At 70.9% G+C, this 10,334-nt stretch carries 10 protein-coding genes; 5 read left to right on the top strand and 5 right to left on the bottom strand.

Annotated features, from left to right (window positions below; translation table 11 throughout):
* Positions 1–110: 110 nt before the first annotated feature.
* The 3 genes from N5079_RS34740 to N5079_RS34730 are packed head-to-tail and all read right to left on the bottom strand — an operon-like array spanning position 111 to position 3,427.
* Positions 111–1,592: a hypothetical protein gene (locus N5079_RS34740; RefSeq protein WP_261588475.1), complete on the bottom strand. Its 1,482-nt coding sequence runs from the start codon at positions 1,590–1,592 to the stop codon at positions 111–113.
* A 15-nt stretch (positions 1,593–1,607) separates the two neighbouring features.
* Positions 1,608–2,273: a hypothetical protein gene (locus N5079_RS34735; RefSeq protein ID WP_261588474.1), complete on the bottom strand. Its 666-nt coding sequence runs from the start codon at positions 2,271–2,273 to the stop codon at positions 1,608–1,610.
* A gap of 44 nt (positions 2,274–2,317) precedes the next feature.
* On the bottom strand, positions 2,318–3,427 hold the full coding sequence (locus tag N5079_RS34730; protein ID WP_261588473.1) for a DUF5685 family protein: 1,110 nt from the start codon (positions 3,425–3,427) through the stop codon (positions 2,318–2,320).
* A gap of 72 nt (positions 3,428–3,499) precedes the next feature.
* On the opposite strand from N5079_RS34730, the gene N5079_RS34725 reads away from it, so the two are divergent.
* Positions 3,500–4,252: an enoyl-CoA hydratase/isomerase family protein gene (locus N5079_RS34725; RefSeq protein ID WP_261588471.1), complete on the top strand. Its 753-nt coding sequence runs from the start codon at positions 3,500–3,502 to the stop codon at positions 4,250–4,252.
* A gap of 56 nt (positions 4,253–4,308) precedes the next feature.
* Complete coding sequence (locus N5079_RS34720; RefSeq protein ID WP_261588470.1) at positions 4,309–4,899, top strand: hypothetical protein; 591 nt, start codon at positions 4,309–4,311, stop codon at positions 4,897–4,899.
* Here N5079_RS34720 and glgC read toward each other — a convergent pair.
* Entirely contained in the window at positions 4,886–6,145 is a 1,260-nt protein-coding gene (gene glgC / locus N5079_RS34715) for a glucose-1-phosphate adenylyltransferase (protein ID WP_261588469.1), read from the bottom strand. The two genes, N5079_RS34720 and glgC, sit on opposite strands and share 14 nt — an antisense overlap.
* Positions 6,146–6,182: 37 nt before the next feature.
* Between glgC and glgA the strand changes: the two genes are divergently transcribed.
* On the top strand, positions 6,183–7,358 hold the full coding sequence (gene glgA, locus N5079_RS34710) for a glycogen synthase (RefSeq protein WP_261588468.1): 1,176 nt from the start codon (positions 6,183–6,185) through the stop codon (positions 7,356–7,358).
* Here the strand turns inward: glgA and N5079_RS34705 are convergent.
* A complete protein-coding gene (locus N5079_RS34705) occupies positions 7,355–8,392 on the bottom strand; it encodes a zinc-dependent alcohol dehydrogenase family protein (RefSeq protein WP_261588467.1) in 1,038 nt (345 codons plus the stop codon). The genes glgA and N5079_RS34705 overlap by 4 nt on opposite strands.
* Positions 8,393–8,472: 80 nt before the next feature.
* Between N5079_RS34705 and pgeF the strand changes: the two genes are divergently transcribed.
* Together pgeF and cax are read left to right on the top strand one after the other, a co-directional pair.
* On the top strand, positions 8,473–9,159 hold the full coding sequence (gene pgeF, locus N5079_RS34700) for a peptidoglycan editing factor PgeF (protein ID WP_261588476.1): 687 nt from the start codon (positions 8,473–8,475) through the stop codon (positions 9,157–9,159).
* 51 nt (positions 9,160–9,210) lie between these two features.
* Positions 9,211–10,317 (top strand): calcium/proton exchanger, encoded by a 1,107-nt coding sequence (gene cax, locus N5079_RS34695; RefSeq protein WP_261588466.1) that lies wholly within the window; start codon positions 9,211–9,213, stop codon positions 10,315–10,317.
* Positions 10,318–10,334: the final 17 nt, after the last annotated feature.

Raw genomic sequence — 10,334 nt, 5'->3', positions numbered from 1 at the left:
AATCCACGGCGCCCACCCGGCCCGCTGAACCTACGGTCCGGGCGAGCCCACAAGGGGGCGGACTCACGGTCCGCCCCCTCCTGGCGTTCATCCGCGAGAAGTACCCGTTCTCATGACGAGCTGGCGGGCCGCAGGACCCGGGTGCCGCCCGCGATGAGGGCCGTCGCGAGGATCCACCCGGCGGCGATGAGCCCGTTCGCGAGCCACTGGGTCCAGCCGACGGGCTCCCAGGCGGCGCGCTGCTCGAACACGCTCACCGGCACCAGCAGGTCCAGCGTGTAGGTGAACGCGTTGAAGTGCCGGGTCTCGTCGAGCCCGATCTGGTGGGGCCTCCAATGCGAGAAGACGGCGGTCCCGGCGGCCAGCAGCAGGCCCACCCAGAGCCCGGCCAGCCAGGGGCGGTAGCCGTACCCGACGACGACGTCGAGCAGCCGGCCCCACAGCCGGCCGGGCGGCCTCAGCGTCCGCCGCCGCGCCCGCTGCTTCGCCAGAAGCACCTTCCGCGCGTCCGACTCGTGCCCGATCCGCCGGTAGTAGGCCGCCAGTTGCTCGTACGGCTGGGGGCGGTAGCCGTCCGGGTCGCGGCGCACCCAGCGCAGCCGGGCGGCCGTGGCCGCGGGCCCGCGCAGCGACTCGTAGGTCATCCCGTTGAGGTGCACGTGCTCCGGATAGTGGTCGGGCTCGTCGAAGAGCACTCCGATGCGTGAGTAACCGAGATTGACCTCCCCCTCGATGGAATCCGGGAGGAGGATCAGCTCGTCGACCTGCATGTGGCTCAGGTGCAGCGCCCGGCCGGAGGCCTTCAGCGCGGCGTGGTGGAAGGAGAGGACCCCCTCGATCCGGGCGCCGCGCAGCCGCACCGTCCCGGTCGCGGTGAAGCCCCCGCTGAACTCGGCGGCCGTGGCCTGCACGTGATCGGCGTGTACGGCATGCGACCCAGCGGCCGTGATGACCGCTTTCTGGAAGTAGATCCCGCTGTTGAACCGGGCGCCGACGAACCTCACCCCGCCCGTGCTCCGCATGCCGCGCAGGAACGCGCCGCCGTCCACCGTCAGCCCGCCCGCCCAGATCGCGAAGGAACCCCGCACTCCCGGCTCCCCGGGCTCGTCCGGCCCGTCCGGCCGGGGTGAGCTGATCTTGGTGCGGGAGAGCCGGAGCTGGCCGGTGACGTGGGCGTTGTCCAGTCTGAGCCCCGCGTGGACGGTGGACCCGTCGAGGTCCAGCAGGCCGTCGATCGTGGCCCGGCCGGCCCGGAACCGGTAGACGTCGCAGTCGCGCAGCCGGACGCCCTTCGTGCGCGCGTCGTTGAGCGAGACGATGCCGGGCAGGTGGCAGTCGAGCAGGTGCAGCTTGTGGTTGATCACGGCGTCGGACAGGTTCAGGTCTCCGGCCACGCGGGCTCCGGCGAGGCGGATCCCGGGCACGTGACCGGGCACCTCCTCGCGCACGCCGAGCAGCAGCGCGGCGATCACCTCGGGGCGGACCACCCGGTGCCGGCTGTCCCGCAGGTCGACCCAGGCGCCCATGGGGTAGGCCTCCCACACCCTCCGCTCAGCCGGGTTGAGGCGCCAGAAAGGCCGTGATCTTCCCACGGCAGGACCTTAGCGTCAGATGGGGCGGATGGTCCCGCCAATCTGGTCGAAAAGGGCGTCCTTGCCGGGAAGGTCCGTGCTTAGCGTGACGATGCACGTCTTGCCGTTGCCGGAGGGGACGTAGAACTGCGTGCCCTGCACCTTCGCCTGCTTCAACGGTAACGAGTATTTGATCCGGACGCCCTTGGCCCCGTTCAGCGGCACCTCGGCCGCCTCGGACACCTTCGCGTGCACCGACTCCAGCTGAGACTTCGCGACGTCGATCAGCGCCTGCGCCGACGCCCCCACGCTGGCCTGGCAGAACCCGTTGAGGTTGGTGGAGAACTGGTTGCCCGACTCCTTCGCCGACTCCGGGTCCATCGCGTACACCGCCTTGTTGGCGGCGAGGGCCCTGAGACTGCCCTTCGCCTGATCCAGGGCGGAGCCGGTGAGGCCGCTGCTCTCCAGGCCCTTCTCGATGTCGTCCTTGGCGAGGTCGACCGCCGTCCAGCTGGTCGGCACGGCGATGAGCACGCCGTTCAGCGCGCCGCCGACCTGCTTGAAACCGCTCGGCACGTTGCCCGGCGCGGTCGGCCGGGGATTGTCCGAGTCGCCGCCGCTCCCGCAGGCGGTGATCAGGCACACGGTCGTCAGGCAGGCGGATGTCAGGCCCAGGACGGTGGTGATCGCGTGTCGGCGCACAGGGATGCCTCCTTCGCGTCGGAGCCTAACGCCGTGACGCCGGGTCACGAGCCGCAATCGCAGCATCCACAGTCACAGTCACACGAACAGCAGTCGCCCGAACAGCAGTCGCCCGAACAGCAGTCGCCCGAACAGCAGTCGCAGCATCCGCCGTCACAGGTGCCGCAGTCCATGCGGTCGCAGCCGTCCAGGTAGCAGCGCCGGCCCCACGGTTCGTCCCGGCGCCTGCTCCACGGTGGCCGGTAGACCCCGCACGTGAAGAACGTCGCCACACCCGCCACGGCCTTCTCGGCCACCCCCGGCGGGGCGGCGTGCCCGGTGAACGCGCGGCGGACGGCCCGCCGCGCTTCGTCCCGGAGCAGCGCCTCCACGAGATGCCGCTCCTCCAGTTCCAGGTCGCGCACGGCCAGCTCCAGGCCGTGCAGCGCCTCGTCGCAGAGCCGCCGGGCCTCCTCGGCCGACGTGCCGGTCGCCACCAGCGGGTTGTAGGCCCCGCGCGCCCGGTCGTGCTCCAGGTCCTCCACGGCGTCGAGGATGTGCGCGATCCGCCCGAAGTAGCGGCCTGCCTCGCGCAGGTTCTCGATGTTGCGGGGCATTCCGGCCAGCGTCGCGGTGTGGGCGAAGGCGGCCGCGGCCGCCGCCTCGGTCGGCTCGGTCAGCTCGAGCAGCGAGAGGCCGGGAGTGGCCTCCAGCGTGGCCTGGCGGCCGGCGGCGTCGGTCAGCACGGCCGTGTCGAACCCGATGGAGCGCCCTCCCCGCTCCGCCGCGGACGTCCAGGAGGCGGCGACGCGCCGGAGCGGCGCTCCGGAGACGCGGCGGCCGGCCAGCCCGTCCTCGTCGGCCGCGTGATCGCGGATCTTCCCGGCGGCCAGTGCCAGCGACACGACCGCCGCCAGCCGGGCGCCCTCCGAGGACACCACCTCTGCGGCCTTGAAGCCGCGCAGCGGGCAGGGCCCCGCCGTACGGCGCTCCGACCGGCGCGGGCTCTGCGCCTCGGCGAGGACGGACAGGACGAGCCCGTCGTAGTTGGTCGCCGTCCTGGCGAGTTGCCCGTGCCGGTCGCGCAGCGTGAGGCACAGCCCGCAGAGGTGGGCCCGCCACGCCTCGTGGACGGCAGGACAGGAGTGGGCGCACGGCCGGAGGATCCCGAACACGCGGCAAAGATTAGAACATCGGACCGTGGCCCCCGGCGGGGACGCCTTACCGGGACGCCGGACAATCGAGGGATGAAAGTTACCGACGGGTTGGAACTGGCCATCGATGAGCACGTCGCGACGCTCACGCTCAACCGTCCCGAAAAGCGGAACGCCATGACGGCCGCGATGTGGCGGGCGATCCCGGGCGTGGTCGGGGACCTCGCCGCGGATCCGGCCGTCCGTGTGCTTGTCCTTACCGGAGCGGCCGGAACTTTCTCTGCCGGTGCCGATATTTGGGAAATAGCAGAGCTTAGTGATAACGGTGATGACACCGGTCTGACGGTCGCCGCCGAGCGCGCGCTGATCGAGTTTCCGAAACCCGCCATCGCGTCGATCGAGGGCTACTGCGTCGGCGGCGGATGCCAGCTCGCCCTCGCCTGCGATCTCCGCTTCGCCTCGTCGACGGCCCGCTTCGGCATCACCCCGGCCAAGCTCGGAATCGTCTACCCGATCAGCTCCACGCGGCGGCTGGCCGAGATCGCCGGCCCCGCCACGGCCAAGTATCTGATCTTCTCCGCCGAGCTCGTCGACGCAGGTCACGCATTACGGACCGGCTTGGTGGACGAGGTGCTCCCGCCGGAAAGGCTGCGCGACCGGGTGTACGGCTTCGCGGCCACGCTGGCCCACCGGTCCCGGCTCACGCTGGCCGCCGCGAAGGAGATCATCGACGGTCGCGCGGGGGAGGAGGGCTTCCGCGCGTGGCAGCGAGAGGCGAGGGAGAGCGGCGAATTGGCCGAGGGTCTCAGCGCTTTCAGGGAGGGGCGTTCCCCCCGATTCTTTTGAGATGCAAAATAGGCATAAACGGGACTCGCAGTGGTAATGACCCTGTGAGGTGTGTGATGTCACAGAATCCATTCGCCAGGTTCGCCAGATGGCTCGGCCTTGACAGAAATCCGCTTCGCCGCCGGTGCGACCGGGTCGAGGCGGTGGTCCGGCTTGCCTCGGTGCTGGGCGTCATGATCGCGGTCGTGCTCGGCGTCGTCCTGGGGATGCGGGCGTACGGCGACGGCGTCAAGGCCGAGGCCAGACAGGCGCATGCCCGTCACCCGGTGAGCGCCACGCTCACCGAGAACGTGTCCGCGCCCCGGCTGTCGGCGGCCGGCTCCGCCATGGGGCACGGCCGTGCCGTATGGCGGGCCCCTGACGGCACCGAGCGGGCGGGCACCATCGAGGCCATCGCGGCCAAGCGCGCGGGCGACGTCGTGACGGTGTGGATCGACGACCGCGGTGCGCTCACCCAGCGCCCGCAGGACCGGGAGACCACGATCGTCTCCGCCCTGACGGTCGGAACCGGCCTTCCGCTCGGCGCCGCCTCGTTCCTGGCGATGGTGGTCGTCGTGACGCGCACGATCAACCAGCGGCGCGCCCGCCGCGTCTGGGAGGCGCAGTGGACGGTGGTCGAGCCGATGTGGCGGATCAACGGTCGATGATCTCGTTCTTCCCGATGACGACGACACCGCTTCTCGTCACCGCGAAGCGCTGCCGGTCGTAGTCGAGGTCGAAGCCGATTCGGGCGCCGTCGGGGATGACGACGTTCTTGTCGATGATCGCCCGCCGGACGATCGCGCCCCTGCCGACCTTGACGCAGCCCATCAGCACCGAGTCCTCGACGTGCGAGTGGGAGTGCAGCACGACGCCGGGGGAGAGGATCGACCGCAGGGCCGTGCCACCGGAGACGATGACGCCCGGCGAGACCAGCGACTCCAGGGCGTGACCGATCCGGTCGCCCTCGTTGTGCACGAACTTGGCGGGTGGCAGCGGGTCGTGCCCCGTGTAGATGGGCCACCTGTCGTTGTAGAGGTTGAACACCGGATGGACCGAGATGAGGTCCATGTGGGCGTCGTAGTAGGCGTCCAGCGTTCCCACGTCGCGCCAGTAGCCGCGGTCGCGCTCCGTCGAGCCCGGAACGACATTGTGCGCGAAGTCGTACACCTCGGCCCCGCCGCCCTTGACGAACATCGGGATGATGTTGCCGCCGAGGTCGTGCCGGCTGCTGGGATCGAGGGCGTCCTCCCGCAGCGCCTCGATCAGCGACTGGGTCTTGAAGACGTAGTTGCCCATCGACGCGAAGATCTGGTCCGGCGCGTCGGCGAGTCCGACGGCGTCCTTCGGCTTCTCGCGGAAGGCGACGATCCGGCGTCCGGAGGGGTCGGTCTCGATCACGCCGAACTGGTCGGCCAGCTCCAGGGGCTGGCGGATCGCGGCGACCGTGACGTCCGCCCCCGAGTCGATGTGCTGGTCGACCATTTGGCGCGGGTCCATCCGGTAGATATGGTCCGCGCCGAAGACGATCACATGGTCGGGTAGCTCGTCGTAGATCAGGTTCAGGTTCTGGAACAGCGCGTCGGCCGAACCCGAGAACCAGCGCGGCCCGAGCCGCTGCTGGGCAGGAACGGGCGTGACGTAGTTGCCGAGCATCGACGACAGTCGCCAGGTTCGCGAGATGTGCCGGTCGAGGCTGTGGTTCTTGTACTGCGTCAGCACGACGATCTGCAGATAATGGGCGTTCGCGAGGTTCGACAGCACGAAGTCGACGAGCCGGTAGATCCCTCCGAACGGCACAGCGGGCTTGGCCCGGTCCGCGGTCAGCGGCATCAGCCGCTTCCCCTCACCACCTGCGAGCACGATCGCCAGGACCTTCATAGGCAGGACCTTAACCCGCCAAACCGCTGCCAAACACCCGGGGCGGCGACAACAACCCTAAGCTCCTCCTATGCGTGTCGATCTGCTCAGCCGCGAGTATCCGCCCGAGGTGTACGGCGGAGCCGGAGTCCATGTCGAATATCTGGCGCGCGAGCTCCGCAGGCTTGCCGACGTGCGGGTGCGGTGCTTCGGCGCGCCACGGGACGAGACCGGCGTGCGGGCGTACCGCGTGCCCGGCGGCCTGGAGACCGCCAACGCCGCCCTTCAGGTGCTGGGAGTCGACCTGGAGATGGCCGCCGGATGCGAGGGCGCGGACGTTGTGCACAGCCACACCTGGTACGCCAATTTCGCCGGGCACGTCGCCAAGATGCTGTACGGCACGCCGCACGTGGTCACCACCCACAGCCTGGAGCCCCTGCGGCCGTGGAAGGCCGAGCAACTTGGCGGGGGCTACACGTTGTCGTCGTGGGCGGAGCGGGCGGCGCTCCAGTCGGCCGACGCGATCATCGCAGTGTCCGAAGGCATGCGCCGCGATGTGCTGACGGCATATCCCGAAATATCGCCAGACCGGGTGCGGGTGATCCACAACGGCATCGACACGGAGGAGTATGCCCCCTCCCACGGCACGGAGGCACTCGCGCGGCACGGCATCGACCCGGCCACGCCGTACGTCGTCTTCGTGGGGCGCATCACCCGGCAGAAGGGCCTCGTCCATCTCCTGCATGCGGCCCGGTCGTTCGCCCCGGACGCGCAGCTCGTGCTGTGCGCGGGCGCGCCGGACACCCCCGAGATCGCCGAGGAGGTGACCGGCCTGGTCCGCGAGCTGTCGGCCACGCGCGAAGGGGTCATCTGGATCTCCGAGATGCTGCCCAGGCCCGAGGTCATCCAGATCCTCACCCATGCCACCGTCTTCGTCTGCCCGTCGGTGTACGAGCCGATGGGCATCGTGAACCTGGAGGCGATGGCCTGCGAGACGGCTGTCGTGGCGACCGCCACAGGGGGCATACCCGAGGTCGTGGCCGACGGCTCCACGGGCCTGCTCGTGCCGATCGACCAGGGCCCCGACGGCGAGCCGTACGATCCCGAGGCATTCGCCGACGGCATCGCCCATCGGGTCAACGCGCTGCTCGGCGATTCCGCCACGGCGTCCGCGATGGGTAAGGCGGGGCGACGCAGGGCGATCGACCACTTCTCCTGGCAGCGCATCGCCGAGCGCACCCACGAGCTCTACGCCGCGGTCCTCTAGCCAGGCGTGATCATGGTGATCCCCGCGGCTGCGCCGTGGGTGAGGGCCGTCAGCGCGGCGGGGGCCTCCTCCAGGGCGATCGTCCGGGTGATGAGCAGGTCCGGTCGCAGCGCACCCCCGGCGATCATCTCCAGCATCGGAGGGTAGGCGTGGGCGGCCATGCCGTGGCTGCCGAGGATCTCCAGCTCGTGGGCGATCACCCGGCCCATCGGCAGGGCCGTGCCGCCGGGAAGGAGCCCGACCTGGACGTGGCGGCCTCTCCTGCGGAGGCTCTCGATCGACGCCGCGCACGTGGCCGGGCTGCCCAGCGCGTCGACCGAGACGTGCGCGCCGCCCGCCGTGATCTCGCGGATCACGGCTGCCACGTCTGCTGTGTCCGGCCCGGCCTGGACGCACTCGGCCGCGCCGAACCGCCTCGCGAGGTCAAGGGCGCCGGGGGAGATGTCCACCGCGACCACCCGGGCCCCCGCGGCGGCCCCGATCATGACGGCAGACAGGCCGACGCCGCCGCAGCCGTGCACGGCCAGCCAGTCTCCCGGCTTGACCCGCCCCTGCGCGACCACGGCGCGGAAGGCCGTGGCGAACCTGCACCCGAGGCTCGCGGCCGTGGCGAACGCCATACCGTCCGGCAGGCGCACGAGGTTCACATCGGCGTGGTCGATCGCGACCCGCTCGGCGAACGACCCCCAGTGGGTGAACCCCGGCTGTGTCTGGCGCTCGCACACCTGCTGGTCACCCTTGACGCACTCCCGGCATCGCCCGCAGGCGCACACGAACGGCACCAGCACCCGATCGCCGGGCCGCCAGCCCGTCACGCCGGGGCCCACGGACTCCACGACGCCGGAGAGCTCATGTCCCGGCACGTGGGGGAACACCTGGATGTCGCCGTCGTGGCCCATCCACCCGTGCCAGTCGCTGCGGCACAGACCGGTGGCCTCCACCCTGATGACGGCCCCGTACGGAGAGGCGACGGGATCCGCCACCTCGCGGACCTGGGGCTCCGCGCCGAACGCCTCGTACACCACCGCGCGCACCGACCGCCTCCTCGTCTCGCCCGCCCGCCACGCTATCCCCTTAGTACGCTGGTCCGGTGATTGCGATCGAGCGGGTCCGCATGGCCTTCACCGACCGGCACGGCGGCGTGAGCGCGGAGCCGTACGGCACGCGCAACCTGGGTGGTGCGGTGGGGGACGACCCGGCGGCGGTGGCGGAGAACCGGGCGAAGACGGCGGCCGAGCTGGGCCTCGACATGGTGGTCTTCATGCGGCAGGTCCACGGTGCGGACGTCGCCTATGTCACCGAGCCGTTCGCCGGCGAACCGCCCGCGCTCGACGCCGTCTTCACCGATCGGCCCGGCCTCGGGCTGGCGATCCTCGTGGCCGACTGCGCCCCGGTCCTTGTGGCCGACCCCGTGGCGGGACTGGTGGGAGGCGCGCATTCCGGGCGGCCGGGCACCGAGGCGGGAGTCGTCCCGGCGCTGGTCGAGGCCATGGCGTCCCGGGGCGCCGAGCCCACGCGGATGGTGGCCGTGATCGGCCCCGCGGCCTGCGGGCTCTGCTACGAGGTGCCCGACGACCTGCGGGAGAGGGTCGCAGAACGGGTCCCCGAGAGCCGGTCGACGACCCGGCAGGGCACGCCCGCCCTCGACATCAGGGCCGGGATCGCCGCCCAGCTGCGGCGGGCGGGAGTGGCCGACATCCGGCACGACGGCCGGTGCACGATCGAGACGCCGGACCTCTTCTCCTACCGCCGGGAGCAGCGGACGGGCCGTTTCGGCGGATACGTCTGGCTCCAGGGCTGAAAATTCCCTGGGCTTTCCCTGGTGAAGTCCTGACCCCTACGATCATGCGTCGTGGGCTTCACACGAGCGGACTGGCGGCTGATCCTTATTTGCGTGCTGGGCACCGTCGGGGCGGGGGTGACCCGGTTCGCCGGCGGGGGGACGGTCCTGCCGTTCGCGCTTTCCGGCGTCGCCCTGGCACTGCTGGCGAGCCTGGTCGGCCGTAGCGTCGAGGCGCTGGGCGACCGTCTGGGCGCGGGCGCCACCGGAGTCGTGCAGAGCGCGCTGGGCAACCTGCCCGAGCTCTTCGTGGTCCTGTTCGCGCTCCGCGACGGGCTCTATGAGGTGGCGAGCGCGTCCATCGTCGGCTCGATCCTGGCCAACGTCCTGCTCGTCCTCGGCCTGGCGTTCGTGGTCGGCGGGGTCAAGAACGGCCCGCAGCGGTTCGGAGCCGAGTCGGCTCGCACGATCACGATGCTGCTCGTGCTCGCCGTGTTCGCGCTGCTCATCCCCGCGTTGACGGCGGCACTGCACACCCCGGCGGCCGGGCACGAGCGTGGGCTGTCGATCGTCGTGTCGATCCTGCTGCTCGGGCTCTTCTTGGCGTCCTTGCCCGCGGCCATCCGCCGCCGGAAGTCCGCCGAGGCCGAGGCCCCGGCCGAACCGGTCGCGGCTGAACCGGTTGCGGCCGCCTCGGCCGAGCCGGGCCACCACGGGCCGAGCTGGCCGCTCGGAGTCGCCCTCGGCATGCTCGCCATCACAGGGGTCGGCGCCGCCTTCGTGTCCGAATGGTTCGTCCACGCCCTGGAGCCCGCGATGGGCACGCTCGGCATCTCGCAGGCGTTCGCGGGCCTGGTCATCGTGGCCATTGCCGGTAACGCGGTCGAGAACGTCGTCGGCATCCAGCTCGCCGCGAAGAACCAGTCCGACTACGCGCTGTCCGTGATCCTCCAGAGCCCCCTGCAGATCGCCCTGGTCATCGCCCCCGCCCTGGTGCTGCTGTCGCCGCTCGTCGGGGCCTCGTTCACCCTCGTGCTCCCGCCGCTGCTGATCGCGGCTCTGATCATCGCCGTGCTGGTCGCGGTCATCGTGGTGCTCGACGGCGAGTCGACCTGGCTGGAGGGCGCCACGCTCATCGTGCTCTACTGCGTGATCGCCGCCGCTTTCTGGTGGGGCTGAAATCCCGGGCGGAAGTA

The organism is Planotetraspora sp. A-T 1434 (genome assembly GCF_025420585.1).
GTDB lineage: Bacteria > Actinomycetota > Actinomycetes > Streptosporangiales > Streptosporangiaceae > JAOEGB01.
This window is presented reverse-complemented; position numbering and strand designations above follow the sequence as displayed.

Excerpts from the sequence above, each read along its gene's own strand:
- N5079_RS34725 (WP_261588471.1), top strand. The coding sequence starts at position 3,500 with ATGAAAGTTACCGACGGGTTGGAACTGGCCATCGATGAGCACGTCGCG.
- N5079_RS34720 (WP_261588470.1), top strand. The coding sequence starts at position 4,309 with ATGTCACAGAATCCATTCGCCAGGTTCGCCAGATGGCTCGGCCTTGAC.
- glgA (WP_261588468.1), top strand. The coding sequence starts at position 6,183 with ATGCGTGTCGATCTGCTCAGCCGCGAGTATCCGCCCGAGGTGTACGGC.
- pgeF (WP_261588476.1), top strand. The coding sequence starts at position 8,473 with ATGGCCTTCACCGACCGGCACGGCGGCGTGAGCGCGGAGCCGTACGGC.